At 58.6% G+C, this 21673-nt stretch carries 20 protein-coding genes; 15 read left to right on the top strand and 5 right to left on the bottom strand.

Going from position 1 to position 21673, the window contains the following annotated elements:
- Positions 1-309 precede the first annotated feature (309 nt).
- Positions 310-1197, bottom strand: a complete 888-nt coding sequence (locus tag U9R61_RS05140) for a prohibitin family protein (protein WP_322487748.1) — start codon at positions 1195-1197, stop codon at positions 310-312.
- Between the two features lie 324 nt (positions 1198-1521).
- Between U9R61_RS05140 and U9R61_RS05135 the strand changes: the two genes are divergently transcribed.
- The 14 genes from U9R61_RS05135 to U9R61_RS05070 all read left to right on the top strand — a co-directional run bounded on the left by U9R61_RS05135 (position 1522) and on the right by U9R61_RS05070 (position 14630).
- Positions 1522-1845, top strand: a complete 324-nt coding sequence (locus U9R61_RS05135) for a cupin domain-containing protein (protein WP_322487747.1) — start codon at positions 1522-1524, stop codon at positions 1843-1845.
- Positions 1846-1881: 36 nt separating this feature from the next.
- Complete coding sequence (locus U9R61_RS05130; protein WP_322487746.1) at positions 1882-2694, top strand: YwiC-like family protein; 813 nt, start codon at positions 1882-1884, stop codon at positions 2692-2694.
- A gap of 102 nt (positions 2695-2796) precedes the next feature.
- On the top strand, positions 2797-3018 hold the full coding sequence (locus U9R61_RS05125; RefSeq protein ID WP_322487745.1) for a DUF2905 domain-containing protein: 222 nt from the start codon (positions 2797-2799) through the stop codon (positions 3016-3018).
- A 21-nt stretch (positions 3019-3039) separates the two neighbouring features.
- Positions 3040-4209 (top strand): VLRF1 family aeRF1-type release factor, encoded by a 1170-nt coding sequence (locus U9R61_RS05120; protein ID WP_322487744.1) that lies wholly within the window; start codon positions 3040-3042, stop codon positions 4207-4209.
- Between the two features lie 91 nt (positions 4210-4300).
- Complete coding sequence (locus tag U9R61_RS05115) at positions 4301-5230, top strand: J domain-containing protein (protein ID WP_322487743.1); 930 nt, start codon at positions 4301-4303, stop codon at positions 5228-5230.
- Between the two features lie 109 nt (positions 5231-5339).
- Positions 5340-6527 carry a S1C family serine protease gene (locus U9R61_RS05110; protein WP_322487742.1) on the top strand — a complete coding sequence of 396 codons (1188 nt, stop codon included), beginning with the start codon at positions 5340-5342 and terminating at the stop codon, positions 6525-6527.
- A 47-nt stretch (positions 6528-6574) separates the two neighbouring features.
- Complete coding sequence (locus U9R61_RS05105; protein WP_322487741.1) at positions 6575-6892, top strand: chaperone modulator CbpM; 318 nt, start codon at positions 6575-6577, stop codon at positions 6890-6892.
- A gap of 15 nt (positions 6893-6907) precedes the next feature.
- A complete protein-coding gene (locus U9R61_RS05100) occupies positions 6908-7168 on the top strand; it encodes a hypothetical protein (protein ID WP_066791694.1) in 261 nt (86 codons plus the stop codon).
- 18 nt (positions 7169-7186) lie between these two features.
- Positions 7187-7594, top strand: coding sequence for an Hsp20/alpha crystallin family protein (locus U9R61_RS05095; RefSeq protein ID WP_322487740.1), 408 nt, complete (start codon positions 7187-7189; stop codon positions 7592-7594).
- Complete coding sequence (gene lon, locus U9R61_RS05090) at positions 7591-9957, top strand: endopeptidase La (RefSeq protein WP_322487739.1); 2367 nt, start codon at positions 7591-7593, stop codon at positions 9955-9957. The genes U9R61_RS05095 and lon overlap by 4 nt, the downstream gene beginning before the upstream one ends.
- Positions 9958-10248: 291 nt before the next feature.
- Positions 10249-11064 carry a DsbA family protein gene (locus tag U9R61_RS05085; protein WP_322487738.1) on the top strand — a complete coding sequence of 272 codons (816 nt, stop codon included), beginning with the start codon at positions 10249-10251 and terminating at the stop codon, positions 11062-11064.
- A gap of 498 nt (positions 11065-11562) precedes the next feature.
- Positions 11563-12132, top strand: coding sequence for an RNA 2',3'-cyclic phosphodiesterase (thpR, locus tag U9R61_RS05080; RefSeq protein WP_322487737.1), 570 nt, complete (start codon positions 11563-11565; stop codon positions 12130-12132).
- A 93-nt stretch (positions 12133-12225) separates the two neighbouring features.
- Entirely contained in the window at positions 12226-13254 is a 1029-nt protein-coding gene (locus U9R61_RS05075) for a vitamin K epoxide reductase family protein (RefSeq protein ID WP_322487736.1), read from the top strand.
- Positions 13255-13394: 140 nt separating this feature from the next.
- The gene (locus U9R61_RS05070; protein WP_322487735.1) at positions 13395-14630 is read left to right on the top strand and encodes a TsoY family (seleno)protein; all 1236 of its coding nucleotides are present in this window, start codon (positions 13395-13397) and stop codon (positions 14628-14630) included.
- Between the two features lie 132 nt (positions 14631-14762).
- Here U9R61_RS05070 and serA read toward each other — a convergent pair whose 3' ends face one another.
- The 4 genes from serA to U9R61_RS05050 all read right to left on the bottom strand — a co-directional run bounded on the left by serA (position 14763) and on the right by U9R61_RS05050 (position 19933).
- Positions 14763-16340: a phosphoglycerate dehydrogenase gene (gene serA / locus U9R61_RS05065; RefSeq protein ID WP_322487734.1), complete on the bottom strand. Its 1578-nt coding sequence runs from the start codon at positions 16338-16340 to the stop codon at positions 14763-14765.
- A gap of 105 nt (positions 16341-16445) precedes the next feature.
- Positions 16446-17027 carry an SIS domain-containing protein gene (locus U9R61_RS05060; protein WP_322487733.1) on the bottom strand — a complete coding sequence of 194 codons (582 nt, stop codon included), beginning with the start codon at positions 17025-17027 and terminating at the stop codon, positions 16446-16448.
- Positions 17028-17214: 187 nt separating this feature from the next.
- A complete protein-coding gene (locus U9R61_RS05055; protein WP_322487732.1) occupies positions 17215-18309 on the bottom strand; it encodes a hypothetical protein in 1095 nt (364 codons plus the stop codon).
- Positions 18310-18598: 289 nt separating this feature from the next.
- A complete protein-coding gene (locus tag U9R61_RS05050; RefSeq protein ID WP_322487731.1) occupies positions 18599-19933 on the bottom strand; it encodes an Hsp70 family protein in 1335 nt (444 codons plus the stop codon).
- Between the two features lie 328 nt (positions 19934-20261).
- On the opposite strand from U9R61_RS05050, the gene U9R61_RS05045 reads away from it, so the two are divergent.
- Positions 20262-21392 carry a sugar ABC transporter substrate-binding protein gene (locus U9R61_RS05045; RefSeq protein WP_322487730.1) on the top strand — a complete coding sequence of 377 codons (1131 nt, stop codon included), beginning with the start codon at positions 20262-20264 and terminating at the stop codon, positions 21390-21392.
- Positions 21393-21673 lie beyond the last annotated feature (281 nt).

Raw genomic sequence — 21673 nt, 5'->3', positions numbered from 1 at the left:
GTGTCAAATGGGGAGTCGGTATGTGAAGTCTATGCTGCTCCTCCGCAGATACACAGACGCAAAGCGGGCAAAGGCGCAGAGGGGTTTGGGGGAAGAGCTACTAGAAGCCACAAGAGAGTAACATTATACGTTTGTGCCTTTTGCAATTTTTTGTGGCTATTCCTCTGTGTTCTCTACGTTCTCGGTGGTACAGGTCTTGCCCCCACCCCTTGCTCCTCCCCCAGCGGGGGAGGAGCATCTTACGCCTCCCTCCAGCGGGGGGAAGTTGGGAGGGGGGCATTTCTCCAAAACGTCACGCTCGTAACACGCTTACGGATTCGGCGTCGCTTCCGTCCCCGCCGGCGCGATGTTTTGCGGTGTAGCGCGCGTGGTCGCCGGATCATTCAAAATGTCGTCGGTCGGAATGCTCAGCATTGTCAACAACCCGTTATCGCCGCCGATAAACCGGGGCATGATGCCGTCCCAGCGCTCGATGAAGCGCAGTTGCAGCAATTGCGGCGAAACTACTTCGCCGAGTAAGCGGAGTGACTCGGCTTCGGCGCGAGCGATTTCGAGCCGGGCCTTAGCTTCGGCTTCGGCGCGGGCTACCTGCTGTTGGGCTTCGATCCGCGCTCGCTCGAGCTCGCGGGCGGCGCGCAGGGCGTCTTGCTCAGCTACCTGCTTGGCCTCGATCGCGCGGGCGAATTCTGGGCTGAAGTTGAAATCGGTGATCGAGACATTCTCAACGATTACGCCGCGTGGCATCAATCGCTCGCTCAACACACTTAGGATCAAATCCGACACTTCAGGTCGACGGGTAATCAGCTCTTCGGCGGTGAAACGAGCGGTCGCCGCCTTAATCGCCTCTTGAATCGCCGGATCAACCACCCGACGCTCGTAATCAACGCCGATCTCGCGTACCAGCCGGTCAACTTGGGTAGCATCGGGGCGGTAGTTAATCACTACCTGCGTTGTCACCGTCTGTAAATCGCGCGATGCAGCACTTGAATTCGACTCGTAGCGCTGCGTGCGTACTTCAACTACCGTCACCGACGTGATGAACGGCATGCGGAAGTGTAATCCTTCATCGAGCACGCCGGTAATCTCGCCAAATGTCTTCAAGACACCGCGAGTACCGGCTTCAATGGTAGTGATGGAATTGCTGATCAAAAGGCTTGCAACCATGATGATAAAGACGAGCGAGATAAGGGCTGACATTGACCAGCCCTGTATCGGAGGAGTTGGAAATGATTGACGACCCTGATTCATAGCGTTCTCTTTCTATTTTAATTGCGGAAGACGCAAATGGTAGCGTTAAGCGAATTTGATATGCCCATGAGCAGTATACCCCATTCTATTTCCACAATACCAAGGGATATATTCCGAATTCCAACAGTGCAGTTTTTCGTAAGCGACTTTAACAGAACCCGGTGTGAGACATTCCTCTCTCGTAAGCAGGTACGAAACGTAGTATAATCGTGATATACACACACCTCGTCCGCCGGTTGTTGCGTCGATCCTGCGCGTAAAGGAGCAGTAGCGATGAGCCTTGCCGCGGTCCACCATCTGATCGGTCAGATCAACATCCCCGAGGATGGAATTATCAGCCGCACGATTTACCAAGACGCGACGATCAAAGCGGTTCTCTTTGGCTTTGCCGCCGGGCAAGAGTTATCAGAGCATACCGCTGCAACGCCGGCAATTATGCATATCCTGCAAGGCGAAGCGCGCATCACACTCGGCGAAGAGGTTGTTGAGGCAGTTCCTAACATGTGGGTGCATATGCCGGCGCGGTTGCCACATAGCCTACAAGCTCGAACGCCGGTCGTGATGTTGCTGCTGCTCCTTAAAGGTTCTCGCGAATAAGCGGCGATTGCCTAGTGTTGGACGGAAAAAGGCCGCATGCACCAAAACGAACGTCTGATCCGTACACCGCAAACGGTGCGGGTACGGCCAATTGCATTGCCGGTTGAACACGGTGGTTGGGGGTTTTTAGCAGCACCGATTGTGCTTGGATTGTGGTTGGCACCTTCGATGGCAGGGTTCTGGTTGAGTCTGGCCGGCTTCGGTGCTTTCCTGACGCGCCAGCCGCTCAAGATCGCATTCGGCGATTACCGACGCAGAAAACGCTATCCACGCACCGTTATTGCCGAGCGGTTCGTGGTGGGCTATAGTACGATTGCGTTCATCGGTCTTGGTTTGGCAATCGTTAATGCAGCGTCACCCTTTTGGTTGCCGATTGCACTCGCTGCTCCATTTGCGATAGGCCAATTATTCTTCGATCTCCGTAAGGAGAGTCGGGCGCTTGCGGCCGAATTGTGCGGTGCTGTGGCGATTAGTGCGTTGGTGGCAGCGATTATGATGGCAGATGGTTGGTCATTCCCACCGGCGATGCTGGCGTGGTTACTCCTTGCAATGCAAGCCGCAACCGCGATCATCTATGTCCGTGTTCGCCTGCGCTTAGCGCGTAACGAACCGGTGCGTCGTGCGCCGGCATTGCTCTGGCACGGAATAGCACTGCTCATAGCCGGTGGTCTCGTGGTATTGGATTGGGTTGGTTGGCCGGTGTTTCTCATCTTTATCCTTCTTACCCTACGCTGCTGGATCGGTCTCTTACCACGCAGCCTGACCACACCGACACCATTGGTGGGGATGCAAGAATTAGGTGCAAGTCTTCTCACCGTCATTGGAATCGGTTTCAGTCTCGGTTTCTAACACATTATTAGCACCCCGTTGACCGCTGGCTAATATCGCTTCATCATAATACCAAAGCAGAAGAACATCAGAGCGCTCGTCTGCCCGTCATGAGGTGCAGCTATGACCGAGCTAGGACGTTGGTTGATCGGCGCCGGAGTGGTTTTGATCGTGATCGGGCTGGTGGTTTTGGTCGCCGGCCGTTTGCCGTGGCTTGGCCGTCTACCCGGCGATATTTTGATCGAACGCGATAATCTAACCATCTTTATTCCACTCGGCACCATGCTGGTGGTGAGTCTGGTGTTGACCGTCATTGCCAACCTCATCGCGCGTTGGTGGCGGTAACCGCCGAAAGGAAGGAAGAGTATGATCGATCGCGACACAGTGCGACAGATCCGAGCCGAGTTGGGAGCGTTGCAGCCGCCGGTGCTTTCGCTTTACGTTGAGGTTGATCCGGCCAACCCGGACAATGCGCGGCGAGCTTGGGAGTTGCGCGCGCGTAATGCGGTGAAGGCGCTGGCTGCGCCGGCTACGGTTGAGCAGGCGGTACTTGCGGCACTCGAGGCCGAATTTGTCTCCGAAGCGCGCACGTTAGCGATCTTTGCTGCTGAGACTGCCGGTTCGCAAGTCACGATCACGCGCTTGCCGATCCATATCTCGCTGCCGCTGCTTGATTTGAGCAATGGCCGGGTTGAGGCGCGTTGGGGCGAACCGTACATTGCCCCGATTATCTATACGCTCGACCAGTATGAGCGCACGGCCGTCATCTGGTTGCGCGGCGAGGGTTGGCGCTTCTTCGAGGTCTTTCTAGGCGAGATTGTCGAGCATACCGATGTCTTCCGCAGCGTCGAGGCCGAGCTCTGGCATGAAGTCGATCAGTTTGACCCGCAGCGGTTGCGCGAGCGGCTCCGCGCACAGGCGATGGGCAACCGCGATCGCTTTGCCCGCCGGATGGAGAATATCGCGGCGCGCTATCTGCAACGGTTGGCGGGTTTGACCGAGCGGGCATTGGCCCACTTCGGCATTCGCCGGCTAGTCTTACTGGGCCGGGATGAGGCGACGAAGCAGTTTGCCGCGCTGTTACCGCGTACCGTCCAACAGATGGTTGTGGCCCACGTGGCCGATCTGCCTCACCCCGAAGCCGCACCGGCCTATGTGCTGGCGAAAGTCTTGCCGGCGCTTGAACATGCCGAACAGGTTCATGAGCAAGAGTTGCTCAATCAGGTGACGCGCCAACCCGGCGTGTGGGGTGTCGATCCGGTGTTGGCTGCGCTGCAAGAAGGCCGGTTGAGTGTCTTGCTGGCGCCGTGGCGGCTCAACGAACAAGTGTGGCTGACCGGCGACGGGTTGTTGGCCGGCAGCCGTGAACAGGCGCTGGTGCTGGCGCCCGATGCAGAACCGCAACCGGTCGCTTTGCGCGATGTGCTGGTTGATGCCTGCACGGCCTTTGCGACCCGACTGGAATTTGTGTCGGGCGCAGCCGAAGAGCGATTGCTGCGCGATTTCAGCGGGTTGGCCGGCATCTTGCGCTGGTGAGCTGGCGCCCGCAGCGGTTGACTCGGCGGCGCAACGGTGGGCAGCGCATCGTTGCGCCAATACTATCACAAACTGATACAGTAGAAATACTATGGAATTCAAAGATTATTATGCCATCTTGGGCCTCAGCCCTGATGCCGACGATCAGGGGATTAAACAAGCCTACCGCAAACTGGCGCGGCAATACCATCCTGACGTCAATCCGGGCGATAAGCAGGCCGAAGAGCGCTTTAAAGAGATAAACGAAGCCTATCAGGCGTTGAACGACCCAGAGCGGCGGCACAAGTACGACGAGTTGCGTTCGTACTATCAGCGCTGGCAGCGCAGCGGCGGGCGCGGCGATTTCAACTGGAGCCAGTGGCAAGCGGCGCCGGGCCAGCAGGTGTATACCTATAACGTTTCGCCCGAAGACCTTGAAGACCTGTTTGGGGTTGACAGTCCCTTCTCCGACTTCTTCAGCTCGATCTTCGGGCAGCCGCAATTCCGCCGGCCCAGCCGTCCGGCGCGTGGGCGCGACCTCGAAGCGCCGGTGACCGTCTCGCTGGAGGAGGCGTTTGCGGGTACGACGTGCTCGCTGCAAGTCGGCGACCGGCGGATCGAGGCGCGCATTCCGCGCGGCGTGCGCAGCGGCACCCGCGTGCGGCTGAGCGGGCAGGGGGCTCCCGGTATTGGCAGCGGCCCCGCCGGCGATCTCTATCTGGTGGTCGAAGTCGAATCGCATCCGCGGTTCGCGCGTGACGGCGATGATTTGACCACCACGATTGAGGTCGATGCCTTTACGGCGGCGGTCGGCGGCGAGGTGCGGGTGCCGGCGATCGACGGCACGGTGACGCTCAAGATCCCGCCGCGCACGCAGGCCGATAAAGTCTTCCGCCTGCGCGGCAAAGGAATGCCACGGCTGGAAAACCCGGCAGAACGCGGTGATCTGTTTGCGCGGGTGAAATTGGTGTTGCCTGAACCGTTGACCGACGCCGAATTGAACACGTTGCGCGAATTGGTTCGCAATCGCAAACGTTCGTGACGGTATCCAACTAGTAGAGCCGCACGACCATGCGGCTCCACACGCATGGTCGGCAGAGCCGTATGGCTGTGCGGCTCCAATAAGCGATAATATAACAACGAGGTTTTCTATGTCGCCACAACCCGGTCGCGGTCGTTGGATTGTGTTGTTTGTTGAAGTGGTTTTGCTGGCCGTGATTGCCGGTGCATTTGTGTGGACGGCGTTCTTGGGCAATCGTCCGGAATCCGTTGCGGTTACGCCATCGTCCACGCCGTTTACACTGGTCGCGCCGACGGTCATTCCGATGACCGCGACCGATCTCGAAACCCAGATTGCCGCCGTCTATCGCGAAGCCGGGCCGAGCGTGGTCAATATCACCAGCCGCTCGATCAGTTACGATTTCTTCTTCAACCCGGTGCCGCGTCAGGGCAGCGGATCAGGCTTTTTCTATGATACACTGGGCCATATCATCACCAACTATCACGTGATCGCCGACGCCGATGAGTTGCAGGTGACGCTGGCCGATGGCCGCACGCTGCCGGCTCAGATCGTGGGCAGTGATCCCTCGAACGATCTGGCCGTGATCAAGGTCGAGCTGCCGGCTAGCGAGGTTCGCCCGTTGCCGATCGGCGACTCGACGCAGGTCTACGTCGGCCAATTTGTGCTCGCGCTTGGCAACCCGTTTGGGTTGGAGCGAACGCTGACCTTTGGGATCGTGAGCGCCTTGGGCCGGGTGATCGAAAGTCCGAACCAGCGCTTTATCGGCGAGGTCATCCAATCGGACGTTGCTATCAACCCCGGTAATTCGGGTGGACCACTGCTCGATTTGGCAGGCCGTGTGATCGGGGTTAATTCGGCCATTCTCAGCCCCAGTGGGGCCAATGCCGGCATCGGCTTTGCCATCTCTGCGCGGACGGTGCAGCGGGTGGTGCCCGTATTGATCCGGGAAGGGCGTTATCTACACCCGTCATTGGGGGTGCGCCTGATCGAATTGACACCGCAGCGTGCTGCCCTGTTCGAGCGGGCCGGTATGAATTTGCCAACCAAACAGGGGTTACTTATTGCCGAATTGGTCGAAGGTGGCCCGGCTGCCCGAGCCGGTTTGCGGGGGCCGCAGCAGGTAGTACGGGTCGGAAACTGGATTTTGCCGGTTGGTGGTGACGTGATCGTGGCAATCAATGGCCGCTCCATCACCACCAGTCAGGAATTGCTGGTGTATTTGGAAACGGAGACCCAAGTCGGTGAAACCGTGCAGGTGACGTTTATCCGCGATGGCCGCGAACAGAACCTGCCGGTGATATTGGCTGAATTACGATAACTTTCGTGGCGAAGCGGTGCTTCGCCTCACCCAAGGAGACGCCGCCTATGTTAGTGCGACGCATGAGCTTAGAAGAATTGGCGCTGGCGGTGGGTTTGCCGGCGTCGGTGTTGAAATATCTGGCTGATATCGGGTACATTCATCCTTTCCCGCAATTGCCGGCGGCTGAATTTGATGAATTGCGCCGGATTCGCCGCCTGATCGACGATCTGGAAGTGCCTTTCGATGCGATCGATCTGGTGTTGCACATGCGCCGGCGCATGCTGGCAATGCAACGCGAAATTGCTCGGTTGCGCGCCGAGTTGGCGTACCGGTGCGCGCTCGATCGCGTCACCACGTGGGTTGACGCTGATTGGTATGAATGATAAGGAGGTGGAGCGATGCCGGTCTATTCGATCGATTTTCGCCCGTTTGACTATATTACCGCCGAACTTTCGGCGCTCTGGTGGTTTTATCTCTCGCAAGGGATTGCGTTGGTGGCGCTCGGCGTGGCAGTGATGATTTGGCCTGAGTTACTGGCGTTCCTCGCCGCAGCGTTCTTCATTGCGATTGGCGTGGTCTTGCTGGTGCTGGGTTGGCGGGTGCGGCAGGTCAAACGCCGGTATGAACTCTTTAAGCGCTCGTTCCTGATTGAGCCATAAATGCAAAGGAAGCACACAATGAGCGATTCGTCGTACATTCGGATTCTGCGCAGCCGGTTGCCGTATGCCCAGTTCGACAGCCGGCCATGGTCGCCGCCCTTGAACGTTTTCGAGACCGATCGTGAGATGGTGCTGGTGATCGAGCTGGCCGGTGTCGATCCAGCTACGTTGCAGATTGAAGCTTCCCCGGAAGTTGTCCGGATCACTGGTGCGCGCCAATTGTCGCTGCCGGCGGGGTTGCGCCGTCTGCACCGCATGGAGATTGCTGCCGGCGTGTTTCAGATCGAAGTGCCGTTCGAGCGCCCGATCGATCCCGAACAGACTAGCGCCCGCTCAATCCACGGCCTGCTCGAAATTCGCCTGCCCTTCGCCGGGCGCGCGCTGCGGCAGGTGGTGATTCCGGTGTTGGAGGGAGAACGACCGTGAGTGAACCAATCCCTATTCCCCGTCCGGCAACACCGGAAATACCCGAAGTTTTGCCGGTTTTGCCGATCAATAATGCCGTGCTCTTCCCCGGCATGTTTTTGCCGTTAGTGGTGAGTGGCGACGCTTGGGTGAAGTTGGTTGATGAGGCGGCGCTTTCGACCAAGACGATTGGCGTCTTTCGCCGGGCGCAAGCGAGCGAGGAGTTTGATCCGGCGGCGTTGGCGGCTACCGGCACGGCAGCGGTAATTGTGCGCATGATGCGCATGCCGCAGGGTGGTGTGCAGTTGCTGTTGCAAGGGCAGGCCCGGATCAAGGTGCAGCACTGGGTGTCGCTGAAGCCCTACCCGCAAGCGCGGGTGAGCATCTCGCGCGATCCGATTGATGTGCCGGTGGGGGTGTCGGGCTTGGCGCGGGCCGCCTTGGCCGGCTTCCAACAGATCGTCGAGCTTAGCCCGAATCTGCCCGATGAATTGGCGATGGCCGCTGCCAATGCGCCCCATCCCGGCATGCTGGCCGACCTGATTGCGGCTAACCTCAACCTCAACCTCGACGACCAGCAGGCGGTGCTCGACATGCTCGATGTCACCGAGCGGTTGCAGCACGTGTTGCGCCTGATCGATCGCGAGCGCGAAATTCTGATGATCGGGCGCAAGGCGCAGGAAGAGGTCGCGAAGAACCAGCGCGAGTATGTCTTGCGCCAGCAACTTGAGGCGATCAAGCGCGAGTTGGGCGAGACTGATGATCACGCTGCCGAGATTGCCGAGTTGCGCCGGCGGCTGGAAGAGGCCAACCTGCCCGCCGAAGCGCGTCAAGAGGTCGAACGCGAGCTGTCGCGGCTCGAACGCATGCCCCCCGGTGCAGCCGAGTACACGGTGGCCCGCACCTATCTCGATTGGATCCTCGATCTGCCGTGGCACAACAGTACGGTTGACAACCTCGACATGGCGCGGGCGCGCCAAGTGCTCGACGAAGATCACTACGATCTGGAGCGGATCAAAGAGCGGATTGTCGAGTATCTGGCGGTGCGTAAACTGCGGCAGGAAGAGGGAGCCGGCGGCGAGGCGCGCGGCCCGATTCTCTGCTTTGTCGGCCCTCCCGGCGTCGGCAAGACGAGTCTCGGCGCGTCGATTGCGCGCGCGCTCGAGCGCAAGTTTGTGCGGGTGGCGTTGGGCGGTGTGCGTGACGAAGCCGAGATTCGCGGCCACCGCCGCACCTACATTGGCGCACTGCCCGGTCGCATCATTCAAGGTCTCAGCCGGGCCGGCAGCAACAATCCGGTGATCTTGCTCGATGAAGTGGACAAGCTCAGCATCGGCTTTCAGGGTGATCCGGCGGCTGCCCTGCTCGAAGTGCTCGACCCTGAGCAGAACGTCGCCTTTGTCGATCGCTATCTCGATGTGCCGTTCGATCTGAGCAAAGTGCTCTTTGTCTGCACCGCCAATCGCGCCGACACCATCCCGTCGGCGCTGCTCGACCGCATGGAACTGCTGGAGTTGTCCGGCTACACCGAGCGCGAGAAACTCGAAATTGCCCGTCGCTATCTCATCCCGCGCCAGCGCAGCGAGCAAGGGATGGCGGCGCGCGGCCCAGAGCTCGCGACCGTCGCTGTGCAGCGGCTCATCCGCGAGTACACCCACGAAGCCGGTGTGCGCGATCTCGAACGGCGGATTGGCGCGGTATATCGCAAGATGGCGACCCGGCTGGCCGAAGGCAAAGAGCTGCCGGCCCAGATCGACGCTGCCGATCTCGACGACCTGCTCGGCCCGCCTCGCTTCCGCAGCGAGACCCTGCTCGGCGAGAACGAAGTTGGTGTTGTCACCGGCCTCGCATGGACACCCACCGGCGGCGATGTGCTCTTCGTCGAGGTAAGCGTGATTCCCGGCAACGGTCAGTTGATCCTCACCGGCCAGCTCGGCGATGTGATGAAAGAATCGGCCCGCGCCGCGCTCACCTACGCCCGTTCGCGCGCCGCCGAGCTTGGCATCGAAGCCGAGCTCTTCCAAAAGAGCGACATTCACATTCACGTACCTGCTGGTGCCGTCCCCAAAGACGGCCCCTCAGCCGGAATCACCATCACCAGCGCGCTCGTTTCGGCGCTGACCAAACGCGAAGGAGACAAGCGAATCGCGATGACCGGCGAAGTGACATTGCGCGGGAAAGTCTTGCCGATCGGCGGCGTGAAAGAGAAACTGCTTGCCGCGCAGCGGGCCGGCGTGCGCAAAGTGTTGCTGCCCGCCGAAAACGAAATCGATCTGCGCGAAGTGCCCGCCGAAGCCAAAGAGCAGCTTGAGATCGTGCTGGTCAAGCACATGGACGAAGTGCTGCGCGAGCTGGGTCTTGTTGCTGCGCCGGTCAGCGGGTAAAAGTTATGGAGTGCGGCAGTTGCATTGCCGCACCCCCATTGTCCTTGCGAGCCGGCGGAGGCGGTGACGCAATCCCCCGCGAGCACGGGAGGTGTCCGCTGAGTGTCTGCTTCCGCTGAAGGGGGAGATTGCTTCGGTCGGGTGGCCCCCGCTCAGCGCGGGCCGCCGCTCCCTCGCAATGACAAGTGGGCACCTTCAGCTTGTCATTGCACGCCAGAAATGGTCATTGGCAAGGTATGGTATGCTTCTCTGTGCTTGCTATTCTGCCTCCACAGCACAAAGGCTTGCGCAATGACTGGCTATCGAAGCTCTTCTCCGACCTCAATACATCCCTGCGCGTTCATCATCACCGTACTCATTTTCCTTGCCGGCTGCACGGCAACGGCGAATATGCCCGCCCCCTCACCCACGATTGCGCGCTTGCCAACCGTCACCCCTGAACCACCGGCAGCGCCGGCGCCAACCGCGCGCGTCATCCGCTTAGGCGAAACACCCTTGCCCACGCCGTCTCTGACTGCAACACCAACGCCGGCTATCACCGAAAACGGCGTGCTCACGGCGAGCATGGCCCAGCTCGGCCTCAGCGCCGAACCCTACGCTGTGCTCGGCGATCCTGCCGCGCCGGTGACCATCGTCGAGTTCACCGATTTCGGTTGCGCCTTCTGTCGCCGTTATCACCAGCTCACTTTTTCCGCTTTGGTTACAGAATTCGTTGAGACCGGCAAGGTCTTCTACGTTGTCAAGCATTTGCCGGTTACCAGTCCACAAGGCGAGGGTGCCGCGCTGGCGGCGATCTGCGCCGGCGAGCAGGGCCGCTACTGGGAGATGCACAATGCCCTCTTTGCTAACAGCGAGGCGTGGCAAGGCGACGCGGCCAGCGCACAGCGCCGCATCAACGCCATCGTTGCCGAGATTGGACTCGATGCGGCGGCGTTGCGGGCCTGCGCCGAACGCGCCGAGACCAAAGCCGTCATTGCCCGCCACGTGAGCGAAGCGCACGCCCTGCGCGTTTTTGGTACGCCGGTCTTCTTCATCAACAACCGGCTGCTGGCCGGTGCGCAGCCGATTGAGGTTTGGCGGGAGTTGTTAGCAGCAATGCTTCAGTAGGGGCACAGCGCCGCTGTGCCCTTGTGATAAGGTGACGGATACCGGCCCGGTCGCGGAATAGATCACGTGCGGCACGTAGACACCCAACGCCGCTGTGCCCTTGTGATAAGGTGACGGATACCGGCCCGGTCGGTGCGATGTCCAGGTGGATGAGGCACGGCTGCCGTCGTGGTGAATTGGTGACCGGCAACCGGGCACCGCGGCAGTAGGGGCACAGCGCCGCTGTGCCCTTGTGATAAGGTGACGGATACCGGCCCTGCCGCTGTGCCCTTGTGATAAGGTGACGGATACCGGCCCGGTCGCGGGATAGATCACGTGCGGCACGTAGACACCCAGCGCCGCTGTGCCCTTGTGATAATGTGACGGATACCGGCCTCGTAGTGCTACAGACATCAACAAAAAGTTGCGAATCTCTCACCATGAATCTTAGCGGCAGAGTATTGCTTGATGGTGTACAATATTCTCCGATTACTAGAGTTACCAATGAGTGTATGTTCTATGCCTGACTCATCGTCTGAACCCACAATGCGCCTCTTTATCGCGCTTGACTTGCCGGACGAGGTGCGCCGTGGGCTGCGCGATGTGCAGATGCGCCTAAGCATGCATAGCCGGGCCGTCCGCTGGAGTGACCTGGTCGGCATGCATCTGACACTCCACTTTCTGGGTGAGACGCCGGAACGGCTGGTCGAACCGTTGCTCGCCGGAATGCGCGCTATCACCGCGCCCTCCTTGCGCCTCAGTCTTGACCGGCTGGGGTGTTTTCCGCCAACCGGCTCGTTGCGCGTCGTTTGGGTTGGTCTCAGCGGCGATCTGGCCGGTTTAGCGACCCTCTACCAATCCCTTGCCGGGGTTATTCAGTCGGTTGGATTGCCTACCGATCCGCGTCCGTTTACCCCTCACATCACCCTTGCCCGTTCTCGTCCCGAAGCAACACCGGCTGAACTGCGCGCGCTCCGCGCGGCGTTGCCCACAGTGTCTCCGCAACCGCTCGCTTGGCAGAGCGAGCGCCCCATCCTCTTCCGTAGCCAACTGACGCCGCGCGGCGCCATCTATACGCCGTTGGGCTAGGTTGCGTGATTTGTACTTATTCATTGGGTGACTTGCGCTAGTCGCCAGCCATGGCAACCAATATCATGCACGTAGTGCTGAAAGGAGGTTGTCATGGCTCTCCGTCGTGGTTGGGTTGCGCTGTTGGTGTATATCGCCGTGCTCGGCGTGTCGTCAGCGTTCGCGCAGGCGCCCGTTGCACGTGCCGTGCTCTTCTATGTGCCCACTTGCCCGCATTGCCACATTGTGCTCGATGAGGTGTTGCCGCCATTGCAGGCCCGCTATGGCAGCCAGTTGCACATTCTCACGATTGATGTAGCGACTCCTTCTGGTCAGTCGTTGTACAGCGCGGCGTTGCAAACCTTTGCTGTCCCTGCGTACCGGCAAGGCGTGCCGGCCCTGTTTTTTGACCAAACCCATCTGGTTGGGAGCGATGAGATTACTACTCGGCTGCCCGGTTTGATCGAGCAAGCCCTAGCCGCCGGCGGGAATGCATGGCCGGCCATCCCCGGTATCGAGCCGTTGACGGCGACGTTTGAGTCTGGCGCTGCGCCGGTTGCGCCACCGGCATCGTCGCCATTCAGCCGCGATCCGTTTGCCAATACGCTCGCGCTGCTGGTGCTGACCGGCATGGCGATTGCGTTCTTTGTCGCTGTTACGCGCCTGCGCTGGCCCTTTGACCGTCCCTTGCCCGTCACCCGCTTGCGCTGGATCCCGGCGTTGGCGGTGGTAGGAGTAGTCTTGGCCGGCTATCTGGCCTTCGTCGAATTGAACCAGCAGAGTGCAGTCTGCGGGCCGGTCGGCGATTGCAATAGCGTTCACCAAAGCCCGTATGCCCGCTTGTTCGGCGTTCCGGTGGGCTTGATAGGTTTGGCTGGTTATCTCGCGATCATCGTGGCATGGCTGCTCGATCGCTTCTCGCACTTTCGCCTTGCCCGCCAAGCGTTAGTCGTGATGGCGCTGGCCGGTACGCTCTTCTCGCTCTATCTCACCTTCCTTGAGCCGTTTGTGATTGGGGCGACGTGTGTGTGGTGCTTGTTGTCCGCTATGACGATGACCACGCTGCTCTGGTTAGTCGCGGCACCGGCGCCGCAGCACGTTGTCCGTGGCCGGCGTTCGTTAGCCACCGCTAAAGGTCGTTAACAGGTGTGATAACCCACTGGTGCGGGGCGACGGATTCGTCGCCCCCATTTTATTGGTTGATTCATGTAACCTCCACCTAATACGTTGCATCTTATGGGCGAAAGGTCGAAATATTCGTGACAAGGAGGAGTTACACGCCCATGAGTCAGTTGATCGGTCGTTTGACAGGTTTGCGCAGGCTCGGTGAACGGTATGTTCCGACCTACTTTCTCGCCGCCCTTGGCAACGGTGGTATGGCCGTGACATTCTTTATCTGGTTGAATTTTCTCGTTCCCCATCCGAAAACGCCTATTGTGACCTTCGACAACATTGCTGCATTCTGGGCAAAGTCGGATCTGATCGGGCAGCTCCTCATACTGTTGGCGATGGCCGGAGTTGCCCTTTTCGCCATTCGTCACTTCCAGTCGCTCATCTGGAATCTGAGCGAGTTTGCGCGGTTCCGCCGCAGCAGTGCCTATTTGCAACTGCGCGAAACCAACGGCGCAGTGACCCTGATGGCGTTGCCGCTCACGTTGGCAATGACGATTAACGTGCTGTTTGTCAGCGGTGCGGTCTTTGTGCCTGGTCTGTGGAATGTCGTCGAGTATCTCTTCCCCTTCGCAATGGCGGCATTTTTTGTGGTGGGTGTGCTCGCGCTGCGCATGTTTGCCGACATCTTTGGCCGCGCGGTGGCTAATGGCCATTTCGATTGCGCGCGCAATAACAACTTGACGCAGATGCAGGCAGCGTTCGCCTTCGCGATGGTCGGCGTTGGCCTAGCTGCCCCGGCAGCGATGAGCAACGTAAAACTCACAATTGGCCTGTCAATCCTTGGTGCGATCTTCTACATCACAGCGGCGGTCGTGGTGGCAGTCGTGATGCTCGTGTTGGGGGTGCGTGCCATGCTGACGACCGGCTTAGCCGTCGAGGCAGGGACGAGTCTGTGGCTGCCGATCCCATTGCTTACCCTCATCGGCATCGCAACATTGCGCATCAGTCACGGTCTCCACAACGGCTTCGAGCTACATATCGATGCACCGCATCGTCTGCTGATCACCGCCTTCTTCTTCGCTCTGCAACTGCTCGTGGGGTTGTTCGGTTGGTCAGTGTTACGGCGAGTGGGCTATTTCCGCACCTATCTCAACGGTCCGTCGCGTAGCCCAGCGACGTATGGCCTGATCTGCCCGGCAGTTGGCCTGTTCGTGTTCGGCATGTTCTTCCTGCACGTTGGTCTGGTGCAGAATGGCTTGATCGAGAAGTTCTCACCGATCTATTTCGTCTTGCTGGCGGCTCTGGCTGTCGTGCAGGCACTCGGCATCGTAACGATGTTCCGCCTCGATCGCCGCCTCCTGGCTGCACCCGCCAAGGCCCTGGCCGAAGCCGAGAGTGTGGCCTAAATGGCCTCTATGCGGTGAGGACCACCCCCTCTCCCCTAGGGATATGAACGTCATCAGGAAAACGGATTGAAGCAGGCCATTGTGGACCTTCTTCCCCCTCTCCCGATGGGGAGAGGGGGTAGGATGAGGGTTCTACAGCGTCACGCTAAACGCCGCATCAATCCCCGGAATAGCCGCGACTTGTTCCATGACCTGCGGCGGTGCCGGCTCATCAAGGGTCAAAACCATCACCGCCTGCTCACGAGGGGCACGCCGGCCAACATACATACCCGAAATATTGACATCCGCTGCGCCGAGCAATTGTCCGACCTTCCCGATCATACCCGGCTGGTCGTGATGGTAGGTAATCAAGAGTGATCCCTGCGGTACAAAATCGACGAAGTAACCATCCATTTGCACAATGTGCGGTTCGCCGCGTAAAACGGTACCGCTAAACGTGCGGGTCCGCTCACTCGTCTGGACATGCAGCGTGATCAAGCCGGCATAGTTTTCTGCTTCGGGGCTGACGCGCTCGGTCATGCGCAAACCGCGCTCGCGGGCAATGATCGGTGCGTTTACCGGTGTGATCCGCTCAATGCTGCTTACGGCTAACAGACCTTGTAACACGGCCAACCGAACCGGCTGTGTATCCATCTCGGCCAGCTCGCCACCCAATTCGAGGTCGTAACTGCGCACCGGTTCCTTCACCAGATGCATGACCAGCGTACCGAGCAATCGGCCCAGATTCAGATACGGTTGCAACACGTTCCATGCCTCTGGAGCCACAAACGGAGCATTCACGGCGTAGCGTGGTGTCCCACCGGTGAGAGCTGTTACCACACCGGCAGCCATCTCGGTGCCGGCACTGAGTTGCGCTTCTTTCGTTGATGCCCCAATGTGCGGCACGGTGATGACCTTTGGATGCCCGATTAGCGGGCTATCGGCGGGCGGCGGCTCTTGCGCATACACGTCAAGCGCTGCTCCGGCCAGATGACCACTATCGAGTGCTTCGACCAGTGCGACCTCGTCAACAATCCCACCCCGACTCGCATTGATTAAGTACGAGCCACGCTTCATCTGCATAATCCGCTCGCGATCGAAGAGGTTGCGCGTGCTTTCGATTAACGGAACGTGTAAGGAGACAACATCACTGCGCTGCACCAGCTCATCGAGCGTTACCAACGTGACACCCAACTGTTCGGCGCGGTCGAACGAGACAACCGGGTCGTAAGCAATCACTTCCATTTCCATCGCCCGCGCCCGTCGTGCTACCTCCGAACCGATCCGTCCCAACCCAACGAGGCCGAGCGTCTTGTCCCGCACTTCCCAGCCGATAAAATCGTTCCGTGCCCAACGCCCGCTTTGCACTGAGGCATGCGCCTGCGGAATACGACGGGCGAGACACAGCAGCAAGCCAATGGTCAATTCGGCAACGGCGACGTTGTTCGATGCCGGCGCATTAACAACGATGATACCACGCCGCGTAGCCGCTTCCACGTCGATGTTATCGACACCGGTACCGGCTCGTCCGATCACCCGTAGCCGCTCACCGGCAGCAATCACCTCGGCGGTGACTTTGGTTGCCGAACGTACCACCAGGGCGTCGTATTCACCGATAACTGATAACAACGTTGGTTTGTCGAGTTCGAGCCGTACATCAACGGTGCCTGCTTGGCGCAAGACATCTAGACCTTCGGTGGCGATCTTTTCGGTGACAAGAATGCGGTTCATGGTTCCCTCTTTGCTACTGATACAGAACAATGGACATTTTGAGTTCCTATGGCGGTGTCAACCCAAAAACCCATCTGTCTTGCTATGTTGGTTGCCGGTCGCTGTCTATATCTGCGCCGACTCATCTCCATCGATAAGCCGCTGCTCGACCGCCTCACAGATAGCATGCAAGATGAGGGTATGCACTTCCTGAATTCGGGCAGTGTTGTGGCTTGGTACGATCAGCGCATGATCGGCCAGTGTGCGTGCTGCACCTCCATCTTTACCGAGGAGCGCAATACTGGTCACACCTTTCGTGCGCGCAACCTGCAAGACCTTCAGAATGTTGGCTGAATTGCCGCTGGTACTGAACACGACGAGGACATCGCCTGCTTTACCAAGAGCAGCCAATTGGCGAGCAAAAATCTCATCGTAGCCAAAATCGTTGGCGATACAAGTCAAAGCACCAATATCGGCGTTAAGACAAATCGCCGGTAGAGGCCGGCGATTGTGGCGGTAGCGTCCGATCAATTCTTCGGCCAAGTGCAACGCATCGGCGGCACTGCCTCCATTACCGGCAGTGTAGAGTGTGTGGCCGGCCAGTAGCGCATCGGCCGCTAACGCTGTAATCACATCAACCGCCGGCCCAAGTGCTGTGCTGGCTCGCAAAATCGCGAGTGCTTCATCAAGTTGCTGTTGAAAAGACATAGGCGCTCCAACGTAGAAACTTCGCGCCTATTATAACCGGTGGTGTTACGTGGTAGGGTAATTGTGTCAGGAGAGTACTGAACGTATGGCAAGGGAAAGTGGCAATTGCGGCGTGTACCTTATCAGCCTCCCGCTTCCACCAGGCGAAAGCGGGATTGGAGATGAGGGCAACCAATCGCTACATTGACTAAGCGCTGTACGGCATCGAATTACCGAGTCGGCGATAATCCTCAATGAGCTTGTTGTATGGCTCGACCAACCAATACTGCAATTCGATCTGCTGGCCTTTTTCAGCAATGGCTTGCACAACCTGCGCAACTGCATTCACCTCATCGCCGACCGTTCCCCAAAACTCCTGCTCGGTCTGGCTGGCAACAGCCAGTACATGTTCTATCCGCCAGCTCAGTTCGATCAGCAGTGGGTAGTGTAAGGTCTGATCGAGCGCTTGCGTCATCTCCTTTTGTTTTTGGGTGAGCCAGGCTCGGATTAACGGATTCTGCAAGAACCACTCAACGGGAGACAGCTTACCGTTTCTGCGTAGTTCCTCCTTATACTCTTGCGGGATCAACGGATTCTGCAAGAACCACTCAACGAGCTGGCGAAGCTGTTGATCAACCTGGAGCGGTTCCACCTTCACCTGCTCAATCTTAGCTTGCCATTCCCGGCGTAGAACTACGCGCAGCTCGTGCAACTCGTGGCGCATCCGCCACAGTTCCATTCGTGCTCTTTGATCAATCGGTCGCGCACAGAGTTCGCGCGCTGCATAAAAGATACGCTCAACCTTGGCCCATTGGTCGATCTGGCGTGCCATCCTCAACCAGTTCACATCCTGGCGGATCTGTTCAATCCGATGGACGAGATCGGCAGTGGCGATGATGTGTGCTGCTGCCACCACCATCGTAGTCAGTGATGCCACCGCACGCGAGACTTGCCGGGAAATGCGGCCAATTTCCACAATTCGCCCCTTCCTATCCACGAGGATTGGGAGTTGACCGTTGCTCATTATGGTGGCTTTGCTTAGCGATAGTAGACGCTGACCTTCTGGCGAAAAGACCACCGTATAAGTACCATTGCTCGCGCTCAATTCGACCGCTTGTACGAGCATCACGCTATCGTTGCCGATCCCTATGCTCGCGAGGCGGTGGTTGAGATTGTCTTTGAGTGATCTGTTGAGATGGGTGGCGAGTACCTCCGACGAACGGATGATCTCGTCAAAACCGGCTGTGCCGAACGGCCATTGGAACATGGAGGTGGACGCATGATCATAGGGCGTGAGGTTCATGTTTCAACACCTCTGAATGAATTCATTGCTACGCTCAATCTATCCAGAGCGTGTAACTGTGGTATAACCAAACGTATTGTATTGAAGGCGGTTGTCAACACATGGTAAGAGGGTGCATGGAAAATCCCTGTTTCCCAATAGGCTTATTCATTGCCAAGACGTTATTCAGATCCGCATGGCAGCCCGTGAGCCGTGAATGCGGTAGGGAAGCGCGTCAGGCAGTTCAGGCGAACCGGGTAATGCAGCGGATGGCCGCAGTACCAGGTCACTTGACAAAAGCACCAATCGTTTAGTCGTCGGCCGCCTTGATGGCCAATCCTGCCGCGACACTCGTGAACACATCCATCTCTTGCAGTTTCTCGGCACCGAATTTCTCGCTGAGCATCCGCACAAAGCGTGGTACTCGCGAACTACCGCCGGTCCGTAGCACCACATCGATCTGCTCAGGTCGCAATTCGGCAGCTTTCAAAGCCCGATCAATGCATGCCTCAACCGTGCGCACGTCGGGGCCGATCAGCCGCTCAAAGTCCCAGCGCGGGATCTCGTCGCGCACTATCGTTTCGCCCATATCGAGCATGAACGTTGCTTGTTCGGCTTGCGAGAGCGCCACCTTCGTTCGTTCTACCGCCTCGTACATCGGCAGACCGTAGTTCTTGCGCACGAGCGTGCGCAGCGCCTGCAATTCGCGCGGACGGTCGCTGATAGCAACTGCTTCATCAATGATTGCCAGATATTTAGGCTGAGTCAGGTCAATTATTGATTGCCACTCGCTCAGATGTTCGAGTACGTGGTTGGGGAACGGCAACCGCCGTGGCCCTAACGTTGCCCCTTCCCCAAAATGACGCAGCAATCGCCCCATCACAATCCGGCGGTCAAGCAGATCGCCACCGACCGGTACGCCGTCGGTGACTAAAAAAGTCGGCCGTCCGTGCTCGTCGAGTTCCATAATGGTAATGTCGAGCGTACCACCGCCAAAGTCAAACACCAGTGCCCGCTGCGCGCGCCGGTTGGTGCGGGCATACGACAGTGCCGCCGCTGTTGGCTCTTCCAAAAAGCTGAACGAGCGGATACCGGCTATTCGGCAGGCCGCTTGCATCCGTTGGAACGCGAGCGCATCGCTGGCCGGGTCGTTCGCGTAATGCACCGGTCGCCCGATCACCAGATGGCTAATCGGCCGGCCGAGCTGCTGCTCGATCCGCTCGACAATCATACGCAAGACGAGCGCAATCAACTCTTCTAATGTGTAGTAAACGCCAAAGACGTTGGTCTTTTGAAAACTGCGGTCGCGCAGGCTACTCTTCAACGACTGAAACAGTCGGCCCGGCGCATTGGCATCCACTTTCACGTACAGCGCTTGCGTCACCGTGCCGCTTTCCGCAAATGTTAGTTCGGCATCACCGATATACTTCCAGACGTACTCAATCTCGCGCCCGACATTGCCTTCGGTAAAGCGGTTAATTGCTTCGCGGCCAATGAACGGCACGCCCTCGCGGGTAATGAAAAGAGCCGAACGGAGAATTGCCGGTTGTGTATTGATCGGATCAAGATCGATCAGGCGCAGTGTTTCGCCGTCGTACACAGCAGCGCTGGAATTGGTCGTGCCGAAGTCAAGCCCGACGCGCATGCCAATACCTCCTTTTGATAGCTGAAATATTAGCCTAGCGCCGATCGGCAATTCTGTCAATCGGACGGAAGACTGATACCCATTGATACAGGTCGGGCAGCGCTCGACATGGGTGGAACCGCTAGCGCGTATGCATCCTGCTATAATGAAAGCGCTTGTCTCACCGTGCGAGGACGTTGTGCAAAAACGGTTCTTATTCCGTCTTCTACTATTGGGCTGGGTGCTGGTCTTTGCGGCATGTGTAGCATCACCGGCGAGCGTACCATCGGCTCAAGCAGACCGAACGGTGTTGCGTCTGTGGCATGCGTGGCCGGCAACGGAAGGACGTGTGCTACAAACGCTTGTCGAACAGTTTAACCAAGCCCATCCGCAGTGGCAAATTATCGTCCAAGCGCGACCGGCAGTGTCGTTGCCGATGGATGTGGCTACGGCGGTGAATGAGGGTGGCGGCCCGCATCTCGTGATCGTCCAGAGTCATACCCTCGGCGCACTCGTGAGTGCGGGTGCGCTGCGCCCGCTTGATGACCTGATATCGGCCAGCGAATTGAATAGTCTGATTCCCGCAGCCGCCGGCGCGGCTCGCGTGACGGTCGGTGATCAGGCTGCGCTGTTTGGCCTGCCGATTAGTTTTGATACGTTGGCTCTGTACTACAACCGCGCCAATGTGCTGCAACCGCCGAGTAGCGTTGAAGAGTTGCTGCTGACCGGGCGGGCGCTCACCGATCGCGAGCGAACGCCGCCGGTGTGGGGGGTTGCCTACAATCTTGCGCTTGATCGAACCATCGGCTACCTGTATGCCTTTGGTGGCCGGGTGTTTGATGAGAATGGCGCCGTAGTGTTAGGTGACAGCGGACGGGCCGGCGCCGAGCGTTGGTTGGCATGGTTGAGTGAACTCTACCGCGATGAGCGCGTGTTGGCGACGCTCGACGGTGTGGTGGTCGATCGGGTCTTGCAAGCGCGCGAGGCGATTATGACCATCGATTGGGCCCATGCCCAAGCCGAGTATCGCGCGATCTGGAACGACCAGCTTGGGGTGACGCCGCTGCCGAAGCTGAACGCCACCGATCGCTCGCCCCAACCGTATGTGCAGGCCGATGTGATTGTGGTCAATGCGCGTTTGACCGATCAGGCCGAACAAGCTGCCGTGCAAGCGTTTATGCGATTCATGATCGAGGTCAGTAGCCAGCGCGCCTTGTTGGCTGCCGGTCGCCAACCCACCCAACTGGCCCTTCAGCTCAGTGACACCGACCTCGATGATCGGGTACAGTTGGCGGCGGCTCGCGCGTTTCGCACACAGGCTCAGCAGGGCTTGCCAATGCCTGCCGACCGGCTCGCGAATGAAGTGGTCTGGACGACGCTGGTTGATATGCATCTTAGCGCGGTGCGTGGCCTGCTCACCCCGGAACAGGCCGTGACTATCGCCGATGAGATCCTCCGCAGCCGGTTTGCGCCACCGTAACTGAGTTGACCAACAGCGCAAAACCCCTTACAATGACAGCAACGTTCACGGTCTACCTAACGCTCAATGGGTAAAAAGCCGGCAAACCTAGTTGCTGTGCTTGAAAAGATGTAGTAGAATAAGCGACGTGTAGGCCGTCGTAAAGGTAGTTCTGCACTAGTCAGTGTCAAGGCCCACACGGTTTCGTCTTTGTCCCGAACTGGCTGACGGCCTCTAAGGAGGATATGAATGGCAAGCAGAACCGAAGAGATGGTGCGGCATCTAAAGGCCCTATCGATGAA

It is taken from the genome of Chloroflexus sp., from assembly GCF_034431535.1.
Lineage (GTDB): Bacteria > Chloroflexota > Chloroflexia > Chloroflexales > Chloroflexaceae > Chloroflexus.
The sequence above is the reverse complement of the archived record's forward strand: the minus strand, read 5'-3'. Positions and strand labels throughout refer to the sequence as shown.

Excerpts from the sequence above, each read along its gene's own strand:
- U9R61_RS05075 (WP_322487736.1), top strand. The coding sequence starts at position 12,226 with ATGGCTCTCCGTCGTGGTTGGGTTGCGCTGTTGGTGTATATCGCCGTG.
- U9R61_RS05110 (WP_322487742.1), top strand. The coding sequence starts at position 5,340 with ATGTCGCCACAACCCGGTCGCGGTCGTTGGATTGTGTTGTTTGTTGAA.
- U9R61_RS05095 (WP_322487740.1), top strand. The coding sequence starts at position 7,187 with ATGAGCGATTCGTCGTACATTCGGATTCTGCGCAGCCGGTTGCCGTAT.
- U9R61_RS05070 (WP_322487735.1), top strand. The coding sequence starts at position 13,395 with ATGAGTCAGTTGATCGGTCGTTTGACAGGTTTGCGCAGGCTCGGTGAA.
- U9R61_RS05055 (WP_322487732.1), bottom strand. The coding sequence starts at position 18,309 with ATGAACCTCACGCCCTATGATCATGCGTCCACCTCCATGTTCCAATGG.
- U9R61_RS05060 (WP_322487733.1), bottom strand. The coding sequence starts at position 17,027 with ATGTCTTTTCAACAGCAACTTGATGAAGCACTCGCGATTTTGCGAGCC.
- U9R61_RS05130 (WP_322487746.1), top strand. The coding sequence starts at position 1,882 with ATGCACCAAAACGAACGTCTGATCCGTACACCGCAAACGGTGCGGGTA.
- serA (WP_322487734.1), bottom strand. The coding sequence starts at position 16,340 with ATGAACCGCATTCTTGTCACCGAAAAGATCGCCACCGAAGGTCTAGAT.
- U9R61_RS05050 (WP_322487731.1), bottom strand. The coding sequence starts at position 19,933 with ATGCGCGTCGGGCTTGACTTCGGCACGACCAATTCCAGCGCTGCTGTG.
- U9R61_RS05085 (WP_322487738.1), top strand. The coding sequence starts at position 10,249 with ATGACTGGCTATCGAAGCTCTTCTCCGACCTCAATACATCCCTGCGCG.
- U9R61_RS05100 (WP_066791694.1), top strand. The coding sequence starts at position 6,908 with ATGCCGGTCTATTCGATCGATTTTCGCCCGTTTGACTATATTACCGCC.
- U9R61_RS05140 (WP_322487748.1), bottom strand. The coding sequence starts at position 1,197 with ATGTCAGCCCTTATCTCGCTCGTCTTTATCATCATGGTTGCAAGCCTT.
- U9R61_RS05105 (WP_322487741.1), top strand. The coding sequence starts at position 6,575 with ATGTTAGTGCGACGCATGAGCTTAGAAGAATTGGCGCTGGCGGTGGGT.
- U9R61_RS05115 (WP_322487743.1), top strand. The coding sequence starts at position 4,301 with ATGGAATTCAAAGATTATTATGCCATCTTGGGCCTCAGCCCTGATGCC.
- U9R61_RS05135 (WP_322487747.1), top strand. The coding sequence starts at position 1,522 with ATGAGCCTTGCCGCGGTCCACCATCTGATCGGTCAGATCAACATCCCC.
- U9R61_RS05120 (WP_322487744.1), top strand. The coding sequence starts at position 3,040 with ATGATCGATCGCGACACAGTGCGACAGATCCGAGCCGAGTTGGGAGCG.
- thpR (WP_322487737.1), top strand. The coding sequence starts at position 11,563 with ATGCCTGACTCATCGTCTGAACCCACAATGCGCCTCTTTATCGCGCTT.
- U9R61_RS05125 (WP_322487745.1), top strand. The coding sequence starts at position 2,797 with ATGACCGAGCTAGGACGTTGGTTGATCGGCGCCGGAGTGGTTTTGATC.